The sequence below is a fragment of the Shewanella denitrificans OS217 genome (assembly GCF_000013765.1).
Taxonomy (GTDB): Bacteria; Pseudomonadota; Gammaproteobacteria; order Enterobacterales; family Shewanellaceae; genus Shewanella; species Shewanella denitrificans.
On sequence record NC_007954.1, the window covers coordinates 3237622 to 3263584 of the forward strand.

22 protein-coding genes are annotated in these 25963 nt (G+C 43.9%); 3 read left to right on the forward strand and 19 right to left on the reverse strand.

Annotated elements, in window-relative coordinates; translation table 11 throughout:
• Window positions 1-23: 23 nt before the first annotated feature.
• From nagA to SDEN_RS14085, 6 genes are all read right to left on the reverse strand, one after another.
• Entirely contained in the window at window positions 24-1187 is a 1164-nt protein-coding gene (nagA, locus tag SDEN_RS14065) for an N-acetylglucosamine-6-phosphate deacetylase (protein WP_011497133.1), read from the reverse strand.
• Window positions 1188-1226: 39 nt separating this feature from the next.
• Window positions 1227-2228, reverse strand: a complete 1002-nt coding sequence (gene nagB-II, locus SDEN_RS14070) for a glucosamine-6-phosphate deaminase NagB-II (protein WP_011497134.1) — start codon at window positions 2226-2228, stop codon at window positions 1227-1229.
• 64 nt (window positions 2229-2292) lie between these two features.
• Window positions 2293-3192, reverse strand: coding sequence for an N-acetylglucosamine kinase (nagK, locus tag SDEN_RS14075; protein ID WP_011497135.1), 900 nt, complete (start codon window positions 3190-3192; stop codon window positions 2293-2295).
• A gap of 316 nt (window positions 3193-3508) precedes the next feature.
• On the reverse strand, window positions 3509-3592 hold the full coding sequence (locus SDEN_RS20290; protein ID WP_332248844.1) for a hypothetical protein: 84 nt from the start codon (window positions 3590-3592) through the stop codon (window positions 3509-3511).
• A 727-nt stretch (window positions 3593-4319) separates the two neighbouring features.
• The gene (locus SDEN_RS14080; RefSeq protein WP_011497136.1) at window positions 4320-5867 is read right to left on the reverse strand and encodes a tryptophan halogenase family protein; all 1548 of its coding nucleotides are present in this window, start codon (window positions 5865-5867) and stop codon (window positions 4320-4322) included.
• A 57-nt stretch (window positions 5868-5924) separates the two neighbouring features.
• Window positions 5925-8573: a TonB-dependent receptor gene (locus tag SDEN_RS14085; RefSeq protein WP_011497137.1), complete on the reverse strand. Its 2649-nt coding sequence runs from the start codon at window positions 8571-8573 to the stop codon at window positions 5925-5927.
• Between the two features lie 389 nt (window positions 8574-8962).
• On the opposite strand from SDEN_RS14085, the gene SDEN_RS14090 reads away from it, so the two are divergent.
• Complete coding sequence (locus SDEN_RS14090; protein ID WP_041405820.1) at window positions 8963-9976, forward strand: LacI family DNA-binding transcriptional regulator; 1014 nt, start codon at window positions 8963-8965, stop codon at window positions 9974-9976.
• A gap of 15 nt (window positions 9977-9991) precedes the next feature.
• Here the strand turns inward: SDEN_RS14090 and SDEN_RS14095 are convergent, their stop codons facing one another.
• Window positions 9992-11278 (reverse strand): NAD(P)/FAD-dependent oxidoreductase, encoded by a 1287-nt coding sequence (locus tag SDEN_RS14095; protein ID WP_011497139.1) that lies wholly within the window; start codon window positions 11276-11278, stop codon window positions 9992-9994.
• A 73-nt stretch (window positions 11279-11351) separates the two neighbouring features.
• Window positions 11352-11690 (reverse strand): nitrogen regulatory protein P-II, encoded by a 339-nt coding sequence (gene glnB / locus SDEN_RS14100; RefSeq protein ID WP_011497140.1) that lies wholly within the window; start codon window positions 11688-11690, stop codon window positions 11352-11354.
• Between the two features lie 246 nt (window positions 11691-11936).
• Between glnB and SDEN_RS14105 the strand changes: the two genes are divergently transcribed.
• Together SDEN_RS14105 and SDEN_RS14110 are read left to right on the forward strand one after the other, a co-directional pair.
• The gene (locus SDEN_RS14105; protein WP_011497141.1) at window positions 11937-12449 is read left to right on the forward strand and encodes a GspH/FimT family pseudopilin; all 513 of its coding nucleotides are present in this window, start codon (window positions 11937-11939) and stop codon (window positions 12447-12449) included.
• Between the two features lie 129 nt (window positions 12450-12578).
• Window positions 12579-13097 carry a GspH/FimT family pseudopilin gene (locus SDEN_RS14110; RefSeq protein WP_011497142.1) on the forward strand — a complete coding sequence of 173 codons (519 nt, stop codon included), beginning with the start codon at window positions 12579-12581 and terminating at the stop codon, window positions 13095-13097.
• Between the two features lie 123 nt (window positions 13098-13220).
• Here the strand turns inward: SDEN_RS14110 and SDEN_RS14115 are convergent, their stop codons facing one another.
• From SDEN_RS14115 to ribF, 11 genes are all read right to left on the reverse strand, one after another.
• Window positions 13221-13511 (reverse strand): TapY2 family type IVa secretion system protein, encoded by a 291-nt coding sequence (locus tag SDEN_RS14115; protein WP_011497143.1) that lies wholly within the window; start codon window positions 13509-13511, stop codon window positions 13221-13223.
• Window positions 13511-13900, reverse strand: coding sequence for a type IV pilin protein (locus SDEN_RS14120; RefSeq protein WP_011497144.1), 390 nt, complete (start codon window positions 13898-13900; stop codon window positions 13511-13513). The genes SDEN_RS14115 and SDEN_RS14120 overlap by 1 nt, the downstream gene beginning before the upstream one ends.
• A gap of 4 nt (window positions 13901-13904) precedes the next feature.
• A complete protein-coding gene (locus SDEN_RS14125; RefSeq protein WP_011497145.1) occupies window positions 13905-17477 on the reverse strand; it encodes a pilus assembly protein in 3573 nt (1190 codons plus the stop codon).
• A gap of 9 nt (window positions 17478-17486) precedes the next feature.
• The gene (locus tag SDEN_RS14130) at window positions 17487-17915 is read right to left on the reverse strand and encodes a PilX N-terminal domain-containing pilus assembly protein (RefSeq protein WP_011497146.1); all 429 of its coding nucleotides are present in this window, start codon (window positions 17913-17915) and stop codon (window positions 17487-17489) included.
• Between the two features lie 62 nt (window positions 17916-17977).
• Complete coding sequence (locus tag SDEN_RS14135; protein ID WP_011497147.1) at window positions 17978-18949, reverse strand: PilW family protein; 972 nt, start codon at window positions 18947-18949, stop codon at window positions 17978-17980.
• Window positions 18950-19504 (reverse strand): type IV pilus modification protein PilV, encoded by a 555-nt coding sequence (gene pilV, locus SDEN_RS14140; protein ID WP_011497148.1) that lies wholly within the window; start codon window positions 19502-19504, stop codon window positions 18950-18952.
• 536 nt (window positions 19505-20040) lie between these two features.
• Window positions 20041-21000, reverse strand: coding sequence for a 4-hydroxy-3-methylbut-2-enyl diphosphate reductase (gene ispH / locus SDEN_RS14145; RefSeq protein WP_011497149.1), 960 nt, complete (start codon window positions 20998-21000; stop codon window positions 20041-20043).
• A gap of 4 nt (window positions 21001-21004) precedes the next feature.
• Window positions 21005-21430 (reverse strand): FKBP-type peptidyl-prolyl cis-trans isomerase, encoded by a 426-nt coding sequence (gene fkpB, locus SDEN_RS14150; RefSeq protein ID WP_011497150.1) that lies wholly within the window; start codon window positions 21428-21430, stop codon window positions 21005-21007.
• 150 nt (window positions 21431-21580) lie between these two features.
• A complete protein-coding gene (lspA, locus tag SDEN_RS14155; RefSeq protein ID WP_041406401.1) occupies window positions 21581-22093 on the reverse strand; it encodes a signal peptidase II in 513 nt (170 codons plus the stop codon).
• 22 nt (window positions 22094-22115) lie between these two features.
• The gene (ileS, locus tag SDEN_RS14160; RefSeq protein ID WP_041405821.1) at window positions 22116-24938 is read right to left on the reverse strand and encodes an isoleucine--tRNA ligase; all 2823 of its coding nucleotides are present in this window, start codon (window positions 24936-24938) and stop codon (window positions 22116-22118) included.
• A gap of 32 nt (window positions 24939-24970) precedes the next feature.
• Entirely contained in the window at window positions 24971-25906 is a 936-nt protein-coding gene (ribF, locus tag SDEN_RS14165; protein ID WP_011497153.1) for a bifunctional riboflavin kinase/FAD synthetase, read from the reverse strand.
• Between the last annotated feature and the right edge of the window lie 57 nt (window positions 25907-25963).

Consider the following 25963-nt stretch of genomic DNA (forward strand, 5'->3'; position numbering starts at 1 on the left):
CTCACTAAACCCATAAAAAATATTTAACGCTTTTGTTCCTGAGTAAATACTAGCTTGCCAGCGATATAGGTTCGACTGACTTGGTTAGCCTCATTTAAAAGCACTAAATCAGCTTGATAACCCGCTTTAACTAAGCCTAAGTGTTCGCCTAGCCCCAAGTATTGCGCTGGATATAAGGCCGCCATACGTAGGGCCTCGCTATGAGGTAGGCCTAACATAGCAACACTATTATTTACCGCACCAACCATATCGAGCACACAACCGGCAAGCTCACCCGTAGTAGCATTTAACCTATCACCTTGACGTATCACCTTAGTACCAAATAACTCAAAGCTCGCATCATCAGCCATCCCCACGGGTGGCATAGCATCAGTGACCAGCAACACTTTCCCCCGTGGCTTAGCCTTGATCGCGATTTTGGCCGTTGCTGGATGCACATGATGGCCATCGACAATTAGCCCACACCAAGTCTCTTGGCTCTCTAGCGCTGCACCAACCATACCCGGAGTGCGTGAACCTAATCCTGACATGGCATTGAATAAATGTGTAAACCCCGTTGCCCCCGCCTCAATGGCTTTTATTACGGTTTCATAATCGGCATTGGAATGACCGAGACACACCCTAACGCCCGCATTCACCAAAGATTTAATCACTTGGCTTGATACATTTTCAGGCGCTAAGGTCACCACTTTAATCCCTAAGTCTTGACGTCTAAAAATGGTGAGTTCTTCATCGGATATATGTCGAATAAATTGCTGCGGATGAACCCCTTTTTTAGGTACACTCAAATGAGGCCCTTCAAAATGAATGCCTAACACCCCCGCCGTTTTCTGTGAAATAGCCAACGCTACCGCATCTGCAGCCTTTGCCATTACCGAGACGTCATCTGTGATTAGTGTAGGTAAAAAACCACTGGTGCCAAATCGAGCATGGGCGCAGCCAATAGTTTGAATACACTCAAGATTGGGCTCTGCATTAAACAATGCCCCGCCGCCGCCATTCACTTGAATATCCACAAACCCTGGCACTAAAGTACCCGATAGGTACTCAAGCTCACTTGAGTCTATAGTTTGGCAATCTTCAGCCCGTTGAACATGAGTTATCTTCCCCGCCTCGATAGTAATCACCCTGTTCGAGTGGAACTGCTCACCATCAAATAATCGCTCAACAATTAGCGTTTGTTTCATAAAATTATCGCTCTAGACGTCACTGTTTAACGCATAAAATTACAATGTCTGGGTCACTTTCTTTAACCCTGCTGGTTTATCTGGGTTTATACCCAATGCAATAGCAACGGCGGCAACATCTATGTAAAACCGCTGTAACAGTGCAAGAGGTGCTATACGGGGGTGAATATCAGCTGAGGTTTGATGTAAATGGATCAGATTGGCGCCGCGCTGTTTAACATTAGCAATCTGTTCAACATGGCTTCCATAGGACTCATCCCTGATACACACATCTAAGATAGAAAGCTTTTTTTCCACCAGCGTCACAGGGCCATGTAAGAATTCTGCACTGCTAAAGGCTTCTGCATGGATAGCGCAGACTTCTTTCAGTTTAAGTGCGATTTCTTTTGATACTGCGTAACCAAATCCACGACCTAGTACCACTAAGTTTTTCACATCTGTTAATGATCCAGCCCTTAACTGTGGCTCGGCATCAACCGCTGCCTGTAGAGCCTGTGGTAATGAATTAACCGCCTCGACCAGTGACTCATTTTGGGTCCATTTGGCAGCAACTTGTAAAAGCGCCGATAAGGTAGCTAAATAACTCTTGGTTGCTGCAACCGCTTTTTCTTCTCCGGCGCGCAAAGGAATAACAACGTCGACAATGTCTTTAATAGGCGCGGTTTCATCGTTAACCAATGCCACACAAAAGGCACCCGCATTCTTTGCCATTCTAGCTTGTGCCAAAATATCAGGACTACGACCTGATTGTGAGATCACAATCACGAGTCCACCTGCGAGTTTCAAGGTTTTACCGTAAACACTGGCAACCGATGGCGCCGCAGCAAACGTGGGGATACTGGCTTCTATTTCAAAAAGGTACTTGGCAAATACACCTGCATGATCAGATGAACCGCGTCCCACTATCATGACAAACTTAGGCTTAAATTCCCGTAATACTGAACCCAATGATTCAGTAATGGCATCATTCGCCAATAGCTGCTCAGCAATTTTTTGAGGCGCGGTGCGCGCTTCTTGTTCCATGATGGTATTCGTCGTCATAATAAACCTTTCTTTAACATGAGTGATGCAATAAAACGTGACTTAATTAAGCTAATTATTTAAATCACGCCTTGGTATTAAATTGTTTTCTTGCGAACAAAAAGGCACCAAATTCTGGCGGCGTAAGTGCTGGTGATATTCTCTTTGCCACATCTTCATCTAACCAAGGATATAAGGGTTCAACTAAGCCACCTATCATTGAAAAACGGCTAGGATTGACCGCAAATAATTTACGAGCCAGTTTGCAAATGTATTCAGCGCCTTCTTTAACAATCGATATAGCGACAGCATCACCCTCTTGAGCACACGCTAAAACTGAACGCGCTAATTTGGCATAAGCACTTGATGATTGTCCCGCCAGTTGCTCCACTATGCCCATGGCATCAAGGGCATTAAAGTGACTAAGTAGCCTTTCCGTTAAGCTTGTCGCGCAAGCAAAACCATCTAAGGCGAGCAGTACATGTTCTACGGCTTTTAATCCAAGCCAAGCACCACTGCCTTTATCGCCTAACGCAAAGCCATGTCCGCCTAAACAGATGGTGTTGTCGCCGACATGGGCATAACCACAGGAGCCTGTACCAGTAATGATTACCGCGCCATCCTCTCCGTTATGAGCCCCAATGCAAGCAGTATGCAGATCCGTTGTCAGGTACATAGCTTTAAAGGGATGCTGCCAATTAACGATATGCTGGTAGTAATGACTCACATTTACGCCGGCGAGGCCAATGCCTGCAATCAATTGCTGACTGGTACTGGGTGCCAGACCTGCATCAGCTATCGCCAGCTGAGTAGATTCAGTAATCGATAAAAAGGTTTGCTCTAGCCCATGTAAAGGATTAGCTCGGCCAGCGACACCAGTACCAAGCTTCTGATGTTCTGCCGTATAGATAGTCGCTCGGCATTTGCTGCCGCCGCCATCTATGCCGATATAAAGCTGTGAGTTATTTGGCTGACAAGCACCCATGAATTCCCTCGACATTCAGTAATTAGCTTATTTTCATTGTTAACAAATAAGCTCACGAGTAAGTTAATGCTATGTTACCCATAAATGACAGCGTTGTCATTTATTTTCTTAAAAACGCCAACAACAATCTGAATTACACATCAATCTACATAAATACAATGACTTAAAGTAGCCTAGCTATTATATTAGAGTAAGAAACCGTTAATATCTATTTGTTAACGGTTTTTTACTGAGTAGGCTTAATGAACCACTAAGCTTCTGCCTTTTCATTTACCATCAGCCGCAACGGTGCGAACTTCAACATTAGCAGCCACCTTCACAGCTTGAGTATAAGGCTGCAGCTTTTACCTTGCTCTCTATACTCTATCTTCAATCCTGGAAACGCCACATTTGCCAACAAGAAATCTTGGTCAATTTTAGCCCCTACCGAGGTACAGGGTAGGCAATCCCCGCAAGATCAAGCTTAGCTAATTCCTTATGGCCTAAATGATTCGCTATTGTCTGCCACTGAGTCGCTTGTTGTGCACGCATTTCTGAGTTGAAATGATGAGTAGATGAGTTATAAACCGCACCTTGGCTGCAACAAGGGAAAATAGTGAGCCGATATCAGGGAACATGCTATCAAGCTTAATGACATCATAATGGCACTGAGCGCTTAAGTTGCTTTTATCGCTTCCTTTTCAATCCCTTCAGAGATCGCTATTTTCATTTATCTGATTGATTCTAACTCTAATTCTATCGACTAAGGCCGATTTACTAAGTTCAATTTATCTTTCATTCTGTTTATTCGAGTAAGCAATGAGTATTGTGCTATCAACTTTTTGAGGTGAGATGTTTAATAAATCATTAGCGAATAAAAAAAAAGAAGCTGGGACATAAACATGCTCCCAGCCTATACTCGTTCTGGGAAGAAACAGAGAGTATATTAAAAAGACAATGCTACCTTGCCTAACAGATTATGCATTGTCACATGATGAAGAGACCTATTCCTCATCATGTAGGTCTAAACAACATAATGACCAACAACGGATGACAACGCTGTCATTTGTTAATCTACCTAATTTTTGTTAATAGATCTACCTGTTTTTAGCAAATATCACCCTGAACATTAACAAACTAGCATTTCCCTATGCCCTAAGCGCTTCAGTAGGTTTAATGAGACTCTTATCCATTGCAGTCCTCAGTCCTGACAACCACTCTTTATGACTTAATAATTCCTTTGCGGCGCCTGAAACTAATTTATCGTTACTGCGCAATAACATCTTACAATGCTCGACTTCATGGAGAGAGATCTTTGCAGGGCGAGTGTTAAATTTCATTCCATAGAGAACATAAAGAAAGTTTTTATCGTTAAACAAATCAAACTGACTAAAGAAATCCGATTTTTTGGGCGTGTTAATGGCAAATTTAGCTAAACGCTCTTTTAATTGTTCGGAGATAAACGCTTCATTTTTATTGTCTAGCCAGAACTGTGAGTCGTTTCTATCAGAGATGCAATAATGCAGCTTAATAAAATCCACCACGCTCTCCCAGACATGAGTAAGCACCTTATTATAGTAGGGGGCTACAATATCAAAATCTGTAAAATCACGGGGGAAGTTGCGAGCCAAAAGCTCTGCTGAAAAATCAGTAGCAAGGATTGACGTCGCCTCTAGCGGTTCAACAAACCCTTGAGCGAGCCCTAATGCAACACAATTTTTACTCCACGATTTTTGGCGATAACCGATTTTCATCGGTATTTTTCTGGGGAAGAAGTGCTCTTTTTCTATACCTAAGTAATTGGCATATTCCTTAATTGCCTCATCATCAGACATATGTTTGCTTGAATAAACAAAACCAGTGCCTCTTCGAGTTGTTAAGGGTATATCCCAAATCCATCCAGCGGAATGTGCCGTTGCAGTTGTATAAGGGGGGATTTCATCTGCTTCATTAATAGCGAGTTGTTGCACTAACACTGTATCGGTAAGTAATTGATCTGCTTTGCTTACAAAAGGGACTTGCAGTACTTTATCGATTAAAATAGATGAAAATCCACTGCAATCAACATAAAAATCAAAGGCTAATTCTGTGTCATCGCTGGTCACTAAATGAGTGATATTGCCATTAGCAGATCTTCTTGCACCAACCACTGTGATAAATTCATGTAAAACCTTAAACCTTTCCTTGGCATTCTTAGCTAACAACTGAGCAAACTTTAACGCATCAAAGTGATAAGCATAGGTTAACGCCCCTTCATACTCTGCAGAACTCTTCCTTTTGGGGGCTAATCCCAGCTCACATATTCGCGCTTGAATACCAACATCACCAAATGGACGCGGCTGACCATGTGCAACCCAATACGGACTCATATCAAATCCACTCGGATAGGGAATATCAAAAGGATGATAATAATCTTCATTTTTGATGCTGTTATCTGACCAATTAACAAACTTTATCCCTTGTTTAAATGTCGTATCACAGGAATAAAGCAACTCGGCTTCAGATATACCAAACTTCTTCAGGGCATTAATGAGATAGGGAACGCTACCTTCCCCAACACCTATTGTGGGAACATCTTTTGATTCTATGACTGTAATTTCCACGTCATTTTCAGCGCTAAGCTCAACGCCAAAATGATTAGCCGCTAACCAACCCGCTGTACCCGCGCCAACAATCGCAATTCGCTTAATTTTCATGATTAGCTCCTAAAAAAAAACCCAGTCAAGACTGGGTTTTTACTATTTCAAATAGAATTAAAAGCGGAAACTTGCACCTAACTTATAAGTTGTTTCGCCTTTGAAAGACCACGTTGGAAAATCATCCTGAAGCGCAGGTTTAACTTTAGTACCTGCTGATGCTGCACCGTATTGGACATCATCCTCTTCTGTTAAGTTAACAATTTCGAGCTGTAGACCGATATTTTCAGTAATATTCCAGCCCAAGGTGACGTCTAAGGTACCAAAGGCATCATGCATACGGTTTCCATAATACTTACCATATTCACGGACCATGTACTCAGAACGCCAGTTGTAAGCGGCGCGAGCAGAGAAATCATCATTTTCCCAATAACCCACTAAGTTAGCGGTATGCTCGGATGACTCAGTAAAGACACCTATGCTATCTGTGTATACTTCGGCAGGCGCAGTGCCATTTGCAAACGTATAGTTAGCATTAACACCGAAGCCATTATCCCATGCATGAAGCAGCTGAAGCTCAATACCATCAATTTTGCCATCATTAGCATTGACGAAATTATTAACCGTCCAATCGTCTGCCGGTGTATCTAAGTCATTGTTGATAACGCCAATGCTTTGATTGTAATCCGTTGTTGCAACAATAAAGTTACTGATATCTTTAGTGAAGTAAGTTGCTGAGACTAAATTACCGTCACCGTAATAGTATTCAAGACTAATATCAAATTGTGAAGATTTCATTGGCTTTAAGCCTGGATTACCGTAAGTGATCTCTTCATTGCCTTTACGGTCATCTGGGTAGCCTGACACGCTAGATAAAAACAGGTTGTCGTAATTAGGTCTGGTAATGGCTTGGGCTGCTGCAAAACGCGCAATGACGTCTTGAGTGACGTTATAAGAAATATTAAAGCTTGGTAAAATATCGCTATAATCATCACTAACACTGTGTATCTCTTCACTCCAACCAGAATTAACCGCTAATTTATCGGCTGGAGAATTATCAATAACATGGCCACTTGATGTGACATCTGTGTTGATATATCTCACGCCGAAGTTACCACGAAAGTCTTCACCATCGAAACTAAACATACCATAAAGAGATAAGTTATCTTCTTCGATTAAACCGTAGGCAGCTCGATTATAAACAAACTCATCAACCAATGAAATTGTGCTATCAATCATGGCATTTAGATTGGGTTTTGGCACATTCCAACCGTCATAACCTAACTTCATTGTGCCGCTATAAAGATCTGAGGTATTAAACGAGTTAGTTTTAGTGGGGTCATAAACAGCTTTATTTTCTGACTTCTCAAACTCATGTTGAGTATAGCGAATACCCGTTTCAAACTTAGTTAAGATCCCCATGTCTAAATCAAAATCAGCATCGAACTGGACATAGTTTTCTTCATCACGATTAGGACCTTGTACCCCCGTCCACTGAGACGTGCCAACGGTAGTATCGAGCTGATCTTGAGTGAAGCTCATATCACGGCCGTTGATATCAATCTGTTTACCTGTGGCATCAACATTACCGGCCCACTTAACCTGACCAAAGTTATCACCCCACCAACCATAGCCGAAGTTAGCACTCATTTGAGTCCCCCCTTCTGCCTTAGTATTACCCGCCACTGCCGATAATTTAAAGCCATCACCTTGATAATCGGCATTCAGCTCAAAGCTATCTGAAGTCATTTCACCTTGACGAGCCCAATTCTGGAAAAACACATCGGTTGGAGCACTTTCAGGGGTTACGCTGACAACACACACTCCGGCGGCATTAAACTTGTGGCAATTGGAATCACCAGCCCCCCAGTTTGTATCGGTATTTATGTACATGTTAGCGCCGATACTATCAGCGCCTAACTTCATTGACAGTATGTGCGCACCAAACTCAAGGTTATCTGTTGGCCTAAATTGAATCGTGGCATCAACAGCGGTACGCTCTTGTTCTTGAAGAAAACTCGATGGCTGAATTGAAGAGCGTCCACCCCAATCTAAATCCGCTTCAGTACCCGTTCTAAGATAATCACGATCAATATAGGAGCCTGCAACTAAAATACCAAACGATTCGGATTCATTTTTCCAGCTATATAAGCCAGAGGTTTCAGGTGCCCAATCTTCATTGACAGAACCGTACTCACCTTTTACAGAGCCAAATATTGAATTAGCCTCCATATCTAAAGGTTTACGTGTTTTAACAATAACAGTACCGCCAATACCACCTTCAACGAGATTAGCTTGGCTTGACTTATAAACTTCCATTCCACCAACCAATTCAGATGGCAGCATAGAATAGTTGAAAGAACGATCTGTATTCATCTGATCATACCAACCAGTTGAAGCCACATTTTGACCATTTAACGTCGTTAGTGTCATTAATGGATCTGTACCACGGATAGAAACCGAGCTACCTTGACCAAATGCACGACCAACGCTCACACCAGGCACACGTCCAAGGGCTTGGCCTACGTCAGAATCAGGAAATTTCCCAATATCTTCTGCTGTTACTGCATCAACCACGGCATTAGAAAATCGCTTTTCATTAATATTTGCTTTATTTGAAGCCCGCATACCACGGACTTCAATTTTTTCCATATTGGCTTCATCAACTGGGTTTTCAGCAGCAATGGCACCCATGGATACGGCGCTGCCCAGTAAGAATGCGATATTCGTCGCGAGTACATTTTTTTTAAAGGTAGATGGTCGCATCTTGGTTCCCCTTCCATAACTTTATTATTTTTTAGTGTCCATAACCATTCCACTACGGAATGACAACGCTGTCATGTGTGAGCAAACATTACACAAAATTTAACAGCGGCGCCACAACAAAATAACTATTCCGCAGGAATCTTTCTCACGTACAATTCATAAAACAAAAACTAAGTAAAAATAATCAATTAAAAACAATAACTTGAACTAACACTGTAGCGAATTGTTATTTATCGTATAAATAACCTTGCAGTCCCCCTCATGGGTTAACATTGATTTATGACTATTTATTGAATAAAAACGTACTTTTACAAAAAAATAGCCACCTCTAATGATAAAATTCGAGGTATCATTCTAGGTTGATCCGCCTAATAAAGAGTCTTTTTTATATGAAAGCAACTATTAATGATGTCGCTAAATTTGCTGGCGTATCAATAAAAACAGTATCACGGGTAACCAACAAAGAACCTTCGGTTAAACAAACAACAATAGACAAAGTTAACCAAGCGATTGCCACGTTAAATTATCAACCCAATCTTGCTGCGCGAAATTTAGCCAGCACTAGCTCATATGTAATTGGGTTTATTTATGACAATCCCAATGCCTATTATATTATTGATATGCAAAACGGTATTTTATCTGCCTGTAAAGAGCGTGGATTCGAGCTGCTTATCCACCCTTGTAATGCAAAATCTGACACTATCTGTGAAGAACTGACCGCCATGGTGAAACATTCACGCTTAGCCGGTTTAGTGTTAACCCCGCCTATGTCTGAAAATCCCAATATTTTAGCTGCACTTGATAGTATCAAGGCTAATTATGTGCGTATTATTGCAGGTGAAAACAATTCACAAAGTAACGGCCTAACGGTTCTGGTAAACGATAAGCACGGCGCTGTAGCAATAACTCAACATCTTATTGATCTTGGCCATAGAAATATTGCTTTTCTCAGTGGCGATCAGCAACATGAATCAACAAAAGAGCGCTTACTAGGATTTAAACAGGCGTTAAATACCAATGCCATCGATGTGAATGAAGAATGGATTTTGGATGGGAAATACGCTTTCGAGTCCGGTGTTGATGGCGCGAATAAATTATTTTCTATGGAAAACAAACCCTCAGCCATCGTTGCCTGTAACGATGAGATTGCAGCTGGCGCGCTATTTGCGGCAAGACTTGCAGGGTTAGACATACCGGCAGAATTGTCCATTGTCGGCTTTGAGGACAGTCCGTTTTCTAGACAAACGTGGCCAAAACTAACTACTGTGCACCAGCCCAATATCGAAATAGCGCAAATAGCGACACAATTATTAATTGATAAACGAAAAGCTCAGGGTAACGAAACCTTCAAGGTCTTTACCCCTAGCCCAGTCATCCGAGATTCAACGTCGGCGCCAATTTAATAATATAAGTTGGTATTAGTGTAGTTTAAGCTTAGGTCTATGCCAGCGTAGTAGCTTTTGTGCAAATCGATACACTATGGCGGCTCCCCAACCGTATAAACTGGCAAGGTGGCGCTGGTATAAAGACACATACATTATTCGAGCTAAGTGACCTTCTACAAAAAATGTACCAGAGCGCAAGCTGCCCATTAAACTGCCCACAGCAGAAAAGCGGCTTAACGAGACGAGTGAACCGTAATCCTTATAAACAAAGGCCTGTTCATCTTGCCCTTTAAGTCGACGTTGTAAATTCACAAATAAGCAGTCAGCCATTTGCGCCGCCGCTTGGGCTCTGGGTGGAACTGGCTTGCCATTAGCAAGAAACAGTTCGGCACAATCTCCTAGAGCATAAACACCCTCATGCCCTTGCACCCTCATGCAAGCATCAACCTGAACTTGATTCCGCCCTGTGATAGGAAGCGCTGTTAACTGGCTAAATATATTGGGGCCTTTTACCCCTGCAGCCCACACTTTAATATTGGCGGCAATAAGCTCCCCTGATGCGGTAACAAAACCGGCTTTAGTGACCTCTTTAACTTGCACGCCAAGGTGCAACTTAATGCCGAGTTTTATCAATAGTGCTTGCGCTCTGAGGCTGACTCTATCTGGCAGCTGGGATAAGATTTTAGGAGCAGCTTCAATAAGATGTACTTCAAGATTTTGAGCAGAAATATTGAGGTAGCCATAGGATTTAACCGACTCAATCACATGGTGAAGTTCGGCAGCCAGCTCAACCCCGGTGGCTCCGGCGCCTACTATGCCTATGCTGAGTTTATCTTGGGTTTCATTTGCGTGCAGCAGACCATCAAGCAATTTATTATGGAAGCGTTCAGCGCTAGGTAAGTTATCGAGGAATATACAGTGTGGCTCAGCCCCGGGGGTATTAAAGCTATTTGACACCCCTCCAAGGGCGAGTACTAAATAATCGTAACAAATCTCACGTTTCGGTACGACTTCATCACCTTCACTATCCAAGACAGCCGCTAATTCTATGATTTTTTTCTCTGGCTGGCAGCCAGTTAACTCACCTGAGACATAGCGATAACCATTTTTTAAACCATGATCACGATACAAGACCCCTTCTAATGACTGGTCGATTATTCCCACCGCCACTTCATGTAACTTAGGCTTCCAAATGTGCATCGGACTCTTATCGATAAGATAGATATCCATGTCACCTTTAAGGCCAAATTTTCGCCCGAGCTTAGATGCTAAGGCTAGGCCCGCGGCCCCGCCGCCCACAATCACAACTTTTACAGCCATCTACTCACCTATGCTTGCATTGATAAGAATTATTCAAATTTTGAACATAAAAAAAGGGCCCAAGGCCCTTTTATCAAACTGCTTCTTCGTTTTCTTCACCGGTACGAATTCGTATGACTCTTTCTATGTCGGTGACGAATATTTTTCCATCGCCAATTTTACCAGTCTTAGCAGTAGCAACGATAACATCCAAGGCTTGATCCAGTAATTCATCTTGGATAACCAGCTCAATCTTCACCTTAGGCAAAAAATCAACCATATATTCGGCGCCACGGTAAAGCTCTGTATGCCCCTTCTGACGGCCAAAGCCTTTCACCTCTGACACTGTCATGCCGGTAATACCTATTTCTGCAAGTGACTCTCGTACATCATCGAGCTTAAACGGTTTAATTATGGCTTCGACCTTCTTCATCAAATCAACCTCTTCACTTGCTAAGCACTTGTATTGGCACTATCCATTAATGCCACGATTGGCTTTATCTTACTCGAATGCTTGTTAAGTTAAAGTACTATTGAGAAATTTTTATTAGATAAAAAAGAAAGCCACACACTTTAATACTAAAATACACTTATGGCTCACAGCGACTAAATCACACCCTTAGCCAGTTCGTGACTAAAACGATTGTGATATCTAGTGGCTTAGTTACAAGGATGAACTATGTATGCCAATAATCAAGGTTTTAACCTAACCGAGTTACTCACAGGATTAATGATTTTTATGCTGCTTTCCTTGATTGCCAGCCCTTCACTTAACTCATTCTTACTCTCGACCCGCGCAGATAGCAGTATACGCACTGTTCAACAAACTCTAATACTGGCGCGCAATATGGCAATATCTTACGGTACCCGAGTCACTGTTTGCCCCATTGAAGACAATAAGTGCAGTACGAATTGGCAAGATGGCTTAAGTGTGTTCACCGATGCAGGGCAGAAAAACCAACTGGATGGAGAAGACACCATTCTTCATGTCACCGGCGAGTTCAATGATAAGGATATCGTGTTATACAATCGCCCCGCCATCCGCTTTCAAGCCGATGGACTCGCGTCAGGTACCAATGGCACCTTCAAATATTGTCCAGAGGAATTCGATAGCCCCTACTCCAAAGCGCTTGTGGTTAACCAAGCTGGGAGAGTGAGGTTTTCAACCAAGAAAGTCATTAAGTGTGATTAATAATAGTTATTGTGGTTAACCTGCGATAAATAATGGTTTTCGAAACTAATAGCCACTAAAAATTAGACGAAAAAACTGTCTTCATTGCCTGACTCATTTATACTCAAATAGTATTGTTGGGGGGGATTAATGAAAACACGTCAAATTGGCTTTAGCTTAGTCGAATTAATGGTTACCTTAGTGGTTGCCATGCTACTAGTAAGTGTAGGAGTCCCCTCAATGAAGGCGCTCTATGAGGGAATACGAGTAAACAATATTGTAGACACTATAGAGTCCTCCTTTGTACTGGCTCGTAACCAAGCGATAAATTATGGTTCAAGAGTGTCTATCTGCCCGTTAAAAGGCAGCAGTTGCAGCGGCGACTGGATTGATGGATTCAGTGTATTTATCGATAATGGTGTCCTAGGAACTATAGATACCACAGCCGGGATTACAGATACCGTTATAACTGTCGTTGGCGATTTTAATGATAACGATTTTATTAAATCTGATTTAGGTATTTTCAGTTTTAATGCCGATGGCTTAGTTGCTGTCTCTGGACGAATAAGATATTGCCCAGGAAGTAAAACTAATCCTGACTCTAAAGCTGCAGAGATTGGCTCGGCCGGTAAAGTCAAATTAATAGAGACAGGCATCAACTGTAATTAATACGATTATTCATTCAGTATTATTAAATTTCAGACATTAAAAAGCCCTCCTTGAGGGCTTTTTAGATCTTGAGGCTGATCCATGATTATAGTGTCACGATTATCAATCGCCATCCAATCATATCTACCGGACCGTTTTTTTATCTAAAAGTATAGCGTCAGGTCGCCCAAAGTCTTGATCTAGCTGAGTACACTCTATCACTTCTTTGATGTATACATCGTCATCCGCAGTTTGCACTTTACTGGCTATTAACTTCGCCACTTCTTGTACATACAGCTTTTCATGCCAGCGATAAAAACCAATCTCATGGCCAAAACTGGTTTTCAAGTAACACTTATAGTCAACAGCCCCTTCTTCCTCAGCATGGAGATTAAAGGCCAAAAGCAGTAATACTGCCATCATATATGTCTTCATTACCAACACTCCGTAGGGCTCTTAACCCCGGCTGATGTTAAAGAAATTGTCGCACAAGCCGTATCTCGACTGGCTTGAACACCAAGAGCTGTGGCGGTGACAGTGTAATCCCCCGCCACCACTGCCGTATCAATCTGATACAGACGATTATCCACAACAAAGGGATCCGCCGGTAAGCCAAGTTTGGTCATATCGGTTTCAAAGCTGCGGTTATCTAAGTAAAACTGTTCCTGCAAATTAGCAACTCGCATGATACCGGCAACCGCATCCCCTCTCGCTCCCCTAGCTATGTATTCCACGTAGCTAGGATAAACAAGTGTGCTTAGTAGCCCCATAACGACCACGACCACCATTAGCTCGACCAAACTGAAGCCTAAGTTCCTTTTCATTGCCTTACTCACTCACATGGTAATAAATTTTATTGGTTTGCAAACCATCACCAACACAATTTTCAACACAATCTTCTGGATCATCCTCGGGATCAGGATCTTTCTTCACCATATCATCACCAGCATCCCCAATACCGATAAGGTACATATATTTCTTACCGCCAGGAGGAATAACTAGCTGTGGAGTATCAGGAACTCGCTCCCCCATCTCAAAATAGGTTTGGGTGTAGGAGCGAGTGCCTTTATGAAGATCAAATCCATACAGACGCCCCACCCCAGCTACCAAGCATTGATTGGATGAAGAACTGTCACCAGGAACATAAGAAGTAAAAAACACTCGCCCCCTAATGATAGCCGCCGCCGAAAGGCTCTTTTCACCTAGGCTGCCAAAGGCATAATACCAACCCCGTTTAGCACCAAAGGCTAAGTTTTGTGCTTCACCTACGGGTGGCGCCGAAGTGACATCATACAAATCATCCTTAGTGAGCACGACCGGGATTTCATTACCCGTAGTGCCATTAAATGATTTAGACGATACGTTCCTGTCCTGCAGAGTGAAAAACATATCCGTACGGCCCTTGTCTGAAGGGTGTGGTCTGTTGCCTGAACCTATGACTACCGCATCGTAAGGAATATTCTGATGACTAATAACTGTGGTGCTTTGCCCCTGTGCATCCGTGGTGGTGACTTGGGCAATATTGGTAAACACTGTCTTAGCTACTGTTGCCTCGGCAAAGAAACGTCTATCTGTTGCAACCGAGCTGCCACCTAAGCTTGCAAACTTAAAGGCTGTCCATGGCCTGGTTGAATCACTAGGATTTGCGCTAGGCATATCGATACGCCACACGTTAGCCCCAGTATCGGTTAGATAAATTCTATCGGTTAACCTGTCGTTGTTGCTATCCAGTAACGCCACACTATTGGGCACACTGTCGGTTATACCTGGCAACTTAGTCGCATTACTTCCTGAGGAGGTTCCAAAGGCATGCACTAAAGCCCCTGTTTCGGCATCCAGCACAAAAGCGCCGCGTCCATTGCTGTCATCAGTCCCCACAGCCGCGCCATCTTTGGTCGCTGGAGAATAACCCGCGCCAACGATCAATACAGGCTTAGCAGAACCTGCATCTGCATTGCCCGTTGGCCAGCCAGGAATAAAGGCGATAACAGGTTTAGCCCAGGTTTGCCCCAATTCAGACATGCCTGCTGAGTTAGCATCGACCTTCCACATAAAACTCGGATTATCGGGGTTGGTGATATCAATGGCATAGTATGATTTCCCACCACGGCGCATGCCAACGAATAACCAGGCTTTTTCTATACTGCCACTGGCGCTGCGTTTCACATAAGCGACAGGAGAGCTGTCCATACCGTACACAGAATGTACACCACTGGGCACATTGGCTTTTAATGGGCGTATGTTTGGCAATAACTCATAGGGCATGAAAGCCCATGACTCTGTAACTGTGGTTCCTGCATCTTTAAACATGTGCAAGAAACCATGGTTAGTGCCTAAAATGACCCGAATATCCGGAGTACTCTCACTACCAAAGTTAAGCGCTAGGGGTTTTGAGTGCAGAGGGTCCCCCATGATGTCACGGCGGTTTTCAGTGCGATTATTGTTGGCATTATCATCATCGACATCAGCCCCCTTCAGCCAATCAAAATGCGCATCCAAACTGGTTTCATCGACACCAATATAAGTGGCAAGATTGGCGTTACCACCTGCGACCGTTGCCGCAGCAGACTTAGTTAAACTGACCAAACCACCGCTAAGGTTAGAGAGTATTTTACGGTTAGCCGTTTGGCGTAAGGCTTCTGCCGTGCCACCTATGGTGACATCGTTGCCATCACCGCCATCACTGGAAGAAGCACAAATTGCACTCGAGGTCCAAAATGAGCAAGCTGAGGACTTGATATTACCATCACTGCCAATGGCTTCGACACTCTTACTGTCTATTATTTTACCGCCGCTGGTGACCTTGAACTTCTTCAAATTACCCGACCAACGTGGCCCCCTATTGGGTAAAAACATGGCGTAATAAACTGAGTCGAAGGTTTCAGTTCTATCGAAGTTATTACTGGCAATTGAAGGTGAAGTAAAACTGGCGTTAACCTCTAGAATATCGGTAAACACTTGTTGCAGCGCAGCCTGTAGTTGAGCAGCGCCTTTAGCTGCGAAGTATTTGCCGCCACCAAGTTCTGCGGTTTTAATTAATAGAGGCGCGGCGTCTGCTGCTCCATCACTAAAACCTATGGTGAAGGTTTTTACCTTCTGTTCGCCCACTAAGTTAGCGTTGACATCGTTGTTATTCATCCACTGAGCTAAATTAGGTAAATAGCTGCTGAAATTAGGATTAGTGTTTTTGTATGCAGTTTGATCTGCATTAGGCAATGCCTTCACAAGATTATTGGCATTTTGGTCTAAGGTGGGCACACCATCGGTAATATACACCACATAAGCAAGATTCTGGCACTCCTTAAATGGACTGATGTATTTTCCTGACTGCTCTATGGATGTATCCCTTGGCGGGGTGTTAGGCGTATAACTGTAACCACTGGGTTTCTTGTCTTTATTACCAAAGGTGAGTGTTTTGCCGCCAAAATATTGCTGCACTTCATATAAGGTTTCACACAATGGGGTGTTAGTTTCAGGATCTAAGCCCGCTACAGTGTTCAGCAAAGCGAGTTTGTTTGCTTCTGTCATGGTTTTGATCCCTGACACTATGCGTCCGCCATCGGCATCACCTTCACTAAACGCATTAATGTTAAACACGGTTAGGCCAAAATCGACACTTGGGGTGGTCACTATGGTGTTTTTGATCACTTCCTTGGCAATATCTAACCGACTCTTAGGAACGTTAGCTTGATCGCCATGATACCAACGAAGATAGTTATCAGTATAAAGTGTTAATGCTTTACCGGTACCGAAGCCCGTTTGCTTGGCTTTAATAATAGCGGCATCAATTTGTGCCTGAGTAGAGCTTGCCGAAATAGGAGTATAACGGATTGGGTTTTGCTTATTACCTGCACTGTCGACTGGAAAACCTGTGGGTTGACCTGGCGCATTTTTCCATTTTTTGGCTTCGATATCATCGAAACAATCGATCACAGTGACATTGGCGCCATTATTATCAGGAACCTCTTGCCAGGTGCCGTTCTGGCCAGAAAACGAATATTCACGGAAAAAACCAGTAAACACCCCATAAGTATTCAAATAATTCCAAGAGGTTTCACAGCCGTTGATGTCACTTAAAAAACGGCGGCTCTCTGAGGGGCTATCCGGTACTGGCATAGCCGTATTGTCTATGCCACCTTTAGTAAAATAAACCATACGCTCTTGCAGGGCATTGCCACTACCGACTGCGGGATAAATCACATTAGGATCGTAAAATGCCGTAGCATCGGGTTCCACTGTTCGCATCGAGCCTGAGTTATCAAAAATAATCATCACTTGGGGTCTGGCGCCCGAACGGGATGAAGACTCGAACACATACAACTCAGTATCATCGGCATGGCTAGTCGCAGCCCCCATAAGGACGGCGAAAAACACACTGAAGCCACAAATTCTTGTTAACATGGTAACCCCCTAAGGTAATACCTCTTGTTCAACACCTGCCACTATGATGAGTTGACCTAAATCATTTCGACCAAAACGGCTAGCACTGGAAATTTCAATTCTTCTACAACGTATATCGACACTGTTTGCTTTGGTCGTTCTTTGACAGTCAACATCGGCTGCAACCAAAGGTGTTAAGGTATTCGTCACCCCAAGCTCTGCATCGACCACTGACGCTGGAGCCACCATATTAACCATTAGGGCACTTTGTTGTGCCACCACTCTATCCTGAGATCCCTTAGCACTCATCATAGCTTCCATGCGCTCACTACCCGCTCCCGCCATACGCAATGACTGGGTTGAGTTAACCGCCAGCGCTACCCCAATGATCGTCATCAAAAGCAGTATGATTAACGAAAAGAAAAGCACTATGCCTTGCTGCTTCTTGTAAGATTTCATTTGTAAACCTTATTTACTGTTTACCTATAATTAACTCTGTTGCAAAAACAATACGTTAAGCATTAGTTTCTGATGAGCACAGGGTTCTCTAGCACGATTGTGGTGGATACGACCTTGCGCCGATAATGATCATTGAAACCGCTGAGGGTTTTATCACCCAATTTGTAGGTCACATCATTGGTATAATTCTTATCTTCCTGAATTGAGCGCACTAATAAAAATACTTTCAGTGACACTAATCGTTGAAATAACTGATTGTCCCACATTAAATCTGTGACATTTTGCACTGGCATATAGCTGTCTGCAGTATCATCACCATCATTGTCAAAGCCATAGAGAATTCGCATGTTTTCTATGCCTTCAACCAATTGTTCTTCGTTGTTCATGCCATTACCGATAGAGAGATTTTTGCGTCTGAGTACCGGAATAGTACCGTCATTGTTAATAAAATAAATATGATGCTGATATTCCCAAACTCGGCTATTAGCAATAGCGGGGACGGCTGCGCTACCATCAAAAAATGTCAGTTGATCTGACGTCACAGCAGCATAATAACGGCTGACCGTAGTTGCCAAGGTTGAAGGACCAATCAAACGTTTTAATTGAATAACATCCGTATTAGTTTTAGCAGTAAAACAGGGGAAATTACCCGCACCGACGCCTTGTTCAAACCCCCAAAGCACCCTAAAGTGAGCCGGCTGATTATTAGGGAAGCTGGCATTATTGATGCCAGCACCTACACAATCATTTGCCACAGGGGTTGCCGATATGCTGGTGTTTCCCGTAGTGAGACCCGTACCCGTTATATCCCCCATAAAACCCAGCTGACTTAAATCACGCTCCATTAATGCCAAGGCGATGCGTCCATTCTCTTGCAACTGGCTAAATTGACTCGTGGTAGTCACATTGGTTGATGACATGTTAAACATGGTAAATATGCCCAAGGTTAAAAATAGGCTAATTACCATAGACACCATCAACTCAACTAATGAGAAGCCCAATTGCTTAACTTGGATCACGTTTATGAACCTCATCTAAATAATCACAGTATTGATAGCTAGTGTGCGACGCCTATCATTAGCGGCTCCACATCCAGTCACAAAATTATCAGCATTCCCTACTGCGCCATCAGATGTTTTTCTTACTCCTCGCCAACTGATAACCACTAAAACGTCAGTTCCAACCACGCGAATACATGCTGTCGCGGTATCTAGCCCACCTACATTAGCCCCCGAAACAGAGGTTTCATTTTCACCGGCGAAAGATCGCTCCCATTGAAATAAATCCCAGGCCCGTGTCTCAGCCGTTGTACATAAATCAACGACACCTATACCCACATCACAAGCCTTAGCTCCTGTCACAGAGCTACCTGTATAAGTCCCAGCATAATTGGCTAACTCACTGTTATTGAGGCGCATACGGCTAATAATATTGTGCACATAATAAGTGGCTTGAGTTTGCTGAAATGACTCGAAGCTCCCCTGTTTGGCAATGATGTGCAGATTAAAAATGCCAATAAGCCCGATCAAGAGTATGACGAGTGAAACTAAAACCTCAATCAGAGAAAAACCCTGTACACTTTTTGACATACCGTCAAACCCCCTTCGCTTGCCATTTTTTTGACTTTAATATCCGAGATTAAGTCTTCAAAATCTGATGCTTACACCTAAAATAACGACTAACAATTAATCATAGTGCATATACAGTTAAGCAGCTAGGAACATTAGCGTCTATAAAAGTAACTTAATATACTAAATACCAATCCGCATAAATATATGCTCATTCAGCGAGTGTTATAAGGGAGGGTAGGCAAGGCGGCCGATGGAAGGCCTATCGGGATAAGTCGACTTCGGGCAACACAGCATACACCCCTTATAAACTCGCCCTGCGGGAGCTTGTCAGCAGCCCGACTACTGCGCCAAATTGTCTCGCCATAGCACCACTATGACGTCACCAATTTGGCTGGTTTTAGAACTGCTGACATAGCTCTGAACTGATCAGATATTTATAAGGATTGGTATAAGTCTTTAGCGTGTATTCCAGCCAAAAAAAAACATTCAACATAGGCATTAGCTAGTTGAATGTTTCTATTGGATTTTATTTGGATTATTTAAACTAAGAACAATTACCTGAGTTCAGCAGGCACGGCAAATACGGTATCTTCCTTGCGCCCTTCAATCTCTGTTACCACACTTGGTGCTATTGCCGCGATAGCCTCGATGACCTGCTGCACTAATATTTCAGGCGCTGACGCTCCTGCTGTAACAGCGACTCGAGTCACACCGGTAAACCAGTCAAGTTCCACATCGGCAGCGGTATCTACTAAATAGGCTTGAGTGCCGCTTTTAATCGCCAGCTCACGCAAACGATTAGAATTAGAGCTATTTTGAGAGCCGACAACAATCAGTAAATCCACATCCGCAGCCATGTTTCTTACTGCATCTTGACGATTTTGAGTGGCATAACAGATATCGTCTTTACGCGGACCCTCAATAGAAGGAAACTTCTGCTGTAACGCAGCAATGATGTCCAGAGTATCGTCCACTGAAAGCGTGGTTTGAGTCACAAAGCAAAGGTTGTCGGGATTTTTTACCTTAAGCTTAGCCACGTCTTCAGGAGACTCAATTAAATAAACGCCGCCGTTAGGGTTATCATACTGCCCCATGGTGCCTTCGACTTCTGGGTGACCTTCGTGGCCAATCAAGATGCATTCAATTGCCTTACGGCTCGCCCGGGTCACTTGTAAGTGCACCTTAGTGACCAATGGACAGGTTGCATCGAAGACTTTTAAGCCTCTGTCTTTGGCTTCTTTGCGTACGGCTTGGGACACACCATGAGCGCTGAAAATTACTATGCTATTGTCTGGCACTTGTTCAAGCTCATCGACAAATAAGGCACCGCGTTGCTTTAAGTTATCCACCACGTAACGATTATGCACCACTTCATGGCGCACATAAATCGGCGGCTCAAACAGTTCTAGTGCGCGCTCGACTATGCTGATGGCTCTATCCACACCTGCGCAGAAGCCACGAGGATTGGCCAGTAAAATATTAAGCTCTGGGCTTGTAGGATCCATTTTCAACATAGTGTTATTCCGCCAACAAGTTAACGACTTCGAGTTCAAAAGTTACTTTGCGTCCCGCCAAGGGGTGGTTTAAATCAACGGTAATAGAGTCACCAGCGGTATCACGTACTATACCAGGGATTTCGCTGCCACCTGGGCCTGCAAAACTCACAATAACGCCGGCTTCTAATTCCATATCCGCAGGAAAACGGCTTCTGTCCATGTGATGAATGGCATCTGGATTTAATTCACCAAATGCATCCTTAGCTTCCAGGGTAAAGTTATGCTTATCCCCAGCGGCTAAGTTGATTAGTTGAGCCTCAAAGGCTGGGCTCAAGCTACCATCACCCAGATTTAACCGAGCGGGTTTGCCTGACGCCTTAGTGCTATCGGCAGTAGAGCCATCTTCAAGAAGGATATTCATATGGCATACTAAGGATTTTGCTATCATTTGCGCTACTCTACTTCTGTATAAAATTGTGACTATTAATGCAATGGCGAGACCATTGGATTCGATGCGGCATCATTGTGTTAGTAAAAAAAGTGCCAAACGATTTCGCTTGGCACCTTTTCTTTAGCAATACACAGCAACCATTAACGACTACTTCAAGCTATCTTGACTCACAACTGACGCCTTTTGGGGCTTAAATGAGTCCCAAATAATAAGCACAGCGCCAATAAAGATGGCTGAATCCGCTATGTTAAAGGCAGGGAAATGATAGCTTTGCCAATAGAAATGGAGAAAATCCACTACATAGCCATGATATAGCCTATCGACTAAATTCCCCAATGCACCACCAATAACCAGTGTAAAGGCTAAATTAGTACGCCACAAGGTATGTGACTGCTTACGCAGCCACAAGGTTAGCAAGGTACTAAAACCTAAGGCTATAACTGTGAAAAACCATCGTTGCCAACCACCCGCATCGCTTAAAAAGCTAAATGCTGCACCATAGTTGCGCACATAGGTGAAGTTGAAAAATGGCAGAAGCTGTACAGTTTCCGACAATTCAAAGTTAGCTAACACCCATAGTTTAGACAGTTGATCGGCCACAAAGGCAAACCCTGCTACCCAATACCAGCGTAAACCACTGTCTTTCCAGCTTACCGGTATCGTGCTCACTGGGCTTACTTTCTTAGGCGAATTCACGTTTCTCACCTTCACCTTCGATGTTGGTTACACAGCGCTGACACAGACTTGGATGAGCTTCAATGGTGCTCACTTCCTCTCTGTGATGCCAGCAGCGATCGCACTTTTGCGCTTCGCTCTTGGCGACCAATAATTTAAGCGCACTTATCTCAGTGTCGATAGCATCTGCTGGCGCAGTAGAAAGTTCAGCCACTGTCGCTTTTGAGGTCAATAACACAAAACGCAATTCGTCACCGACTCTGGCAAGGGCTGAGCTTAAGTTTGCATCGGCAAACAAGGTGACTTCCGCTTCTAGTGCACCGCCAATGCGTTTATCACGACGTGCCTGCTCCAGTACCTTGTTGACTTCATTACGCACAGAAAGCAATTGCTGCCAATAGGCATCGCTTAAATCTGTATCTAAGGTGACAGCTTCTAAACCCTGATACCACTCTTGAGTGAACACGTATTTATCACGCTTACCTGGCAATAACTGCCACACTTCATCGGCAGTAAAGCTTAGGATTGGTGTCATCCAACGTACCATAGCTTCAGCGATGTGGAATAATGCCGATTGACAACTACGACGGGCATGACCTTCTTGCTTAGCGGTATATTGTCTGTCCTTGATGATATCAAGGTAGAAACTGCCCAGCTCAACCGAACAGAACTGCATCAGCTTTTGAGTCACGTTGTGGAAGTTATATTGATCGTAAGACTCGATGATCTCTTGCTGCAGCGCAGCTGCGCGGCGCACAACCCAGCGATCTAACGCCACCATGTCTTCACTGGCAACCATATCAGTTTCAGGATTGAAACCGTTTAAGTTAGCTAATAAGAAACGCGCCGTGTTACGGATGCGGCGATAGGCATCGGCGCTGCGGTTAAGAATCTCATCAGAAACCGTCATTTCACCGCTGTAATCTGTCGCAGCAACCCATAAACGCAAAATGTCGGCACCGAGTTTATTGGTCACATGTAAAGGCGCAATCACGTTACCCACGGATTTTGACATCTTGCGGCCTTTACCATCAACGGTAAAGCCATGCGTCAGTACTTGCTTGTAAGGCGCTTTGCCATTCATGGCGGTTGAAATCATCAAAGATGACATAAACCAGCCTCTGTGCTGATCGCTACCTTCAAGGTACAAATCCACTTCATGACCATGAAATTCAGGGCGTGAAGCAACCACAGTTGAGAAGCTTGACCCTGAGTCATACCACACATCTAAGGTGTCGGTCACTTTACGGTAAAGCGGCGCTTCATCGCCTAATAGCTCGGCGTCATCCAGATCCCACCAGGCTTGAATACCTTGCTGTTCGATGCGATGTGCAACGCGCTCCATCAACGCCACACTATCTGGGTGCAATTCTTCGGTTTCGCGGTTTACGAATAACGTAATGGGCACGCCCCAGGTACGCTGACGTGAAATACACCAGTCAGGACGATTCTCAACCATTTTTTCGATGCGGCTCTGGCCCCAATCTGGGATCCATTTAGTCTTCTCGATTTCGCTTAAGGCTTGGCTGCGCAATCCTTTGTTATCCATAGAGATAAACCACTGCGGTGTGGCACGGAAGATGATCGGTGACTTGTGACGCCAGCAATGTGGATAGCTGTGACGATAAGCCACGTGATTAAGTAGTGCGCCTTTTTCTTCCAGTAGCGTCACGATATTCGCGTTAGCTTTAAATACGTGTTGTCCGGCAAAGACTTCAGTGTCGGCTTTATAAACGCCGTTATCACCCACAGGGTTTGCGACCTCTAAACCGTATTTTTGACCCACTACGAAGTCGTCTTGACCGTGACCTGGCGCAGTATGGACAATACCCGTACCCGCATCTGTAGTGACATGGTCGGCAACAATCGCAGGCACATCAAAGGCATAGAATGGGTGGTTAAAGCGCATTAACTCAAGCTCTGCGCCTTTAGTCTCACCTAAAATAGTGTGTGATTCAGCACCAAAGCGCTCAAGGCATGACTCGACTAACACTTGAGCCAAGATTAGCGTCTTAGTCACGCCCTCTTTAGTGAATTCCACTAGGCTGTAATCTAAATCAGCACTTAAGGCTAGCGCGCGGTTAGCAGGCATAGTCCAAGGCGTTGTAGTCCAAATAACCATGGACACTGTACTGGCATAATTAGCCACACCAAATTTGGCGGCTACGGCAGCGCTGTCTACAGCGCTAAATGCCACATCGATAGCCGGTGAAGTTTTGTCTTCGTATTCAACTTCAGCTTCAGCAAGGGCTGAACCACAATCGGTACACCAGTGCACAGGCTTAACACCTTTGTGCAAATGGCCTGATTCAATCACCTTGGCAAGGGAGCGAACTATGTTAGCTTCGGTTGAAAAATCCATGGTTAAATACGGATTATTCCAATCCCCTAATACCCCTAAACGGATAAAGTCATCACGTTGGCCATCCACTTGAGTTGCCGCATATTTACGACACTCTTCACGAAATTCTGCCGCAGAGATTTTAATTCCAGGCTTACCGACTTTTTGCTCAACTTTTAATTCAATGGGCAAACCGTGACAATCCCAACCTGGGATATAAGGGGCGTCAAAACCTGACATGGTTTTAGACTTAATAATGATATCTTTCAGAATTTTGTTAACTGAGTGACCAATATGAATGCTGCCATTCGCATAAGGAGGGCCATCATGCAAAATGAAAGGCTTGCGGCCAAGGCGGCTGTCACGGATCTGTTGATACAGTCCGTCTTGCGTCCAGCGAGTTAACATTTCTGGCTCGCGATTTGCCAAATTACCACGCATCGGAAACTCAGTTTCCGGCAAATTCAAAGTAAATTTATAGTCGCTCATTGATCCCATACCGTTATTTGAGCTAAGTATTCTTAGCTAGCATCATTGCCAAACAAAGCTCGCGCTTGGTTTGCATCATTCAAAATTTGTTGTTTAAGTGCATCGAGGGATTCAAATGGCTGTTCTTCACGTATTTTGGCCACTAACTCAACCTCAACATGCTTGCCATATAAATCACCATCAAAGTCAAACAAGTGCACTTCTAGCTGGCAGGTTTGCCCTTGTACTGTAGGCCTAAAGCCCACATTAGCAACCCCTTCGTAGCTATCACTACCTTGCCAATTAATACGTACAGCAAACACGCCTCGCACCGGCACCACATTACGCTTCATAGCGATATTCGCCGTCGGAAAACCTATGGTGCGGCCGATTTTCTTGCCATGGGCCACTCGGCCACTCAAGATAAATGGATGACCTAATAAGCGCCGTGCTTGCTCAAGATTGCCTGCTGCGAGTTGCTCCCTCACTGCGGTTGAACTCACCCTGTGCGAACCTAACATAAAACTTTGGGTACTCACCACAGTAAAACCGTGTTTTTTACCCGCGTTAAGCAGCATATCAAAATTGCCCAATCGACCTTTGCCGAAACAAAAATCGTCGCCAACCACTAAATATTTAACCCCAAGCTTTTTTACCAGTAAATCTTCGATAAAAGTTTCCGCGGTTTGGCTGGCAAATGCATGGGTAAAGTTAACGCACAATAGCCGATCCACTTCTAATTCATCCAGCAAACGGACTTTATCCCTTAGCAAACTCAAGCGCGCCGGTGCATTGGCACCTAGGAAGCGCTCCATTGGCTGTGGTTCAAAGGTCATCAAGGTTGCAGGCAATTGAAAGTGGTGGGCTTTACTCACCAAATTACCGATCACTTGTCCATGACCACGGTGCACACCATCAAAATTACCTATGGTAAGCACACAGCCATGATGTGAGGGTAAAATATTGTGTATACCGCGGATCAATTCCATTATGTCTGGTTACTGCTTGCCGTAAATCGGCAGATTATATACCCAAATGGGCCTAAG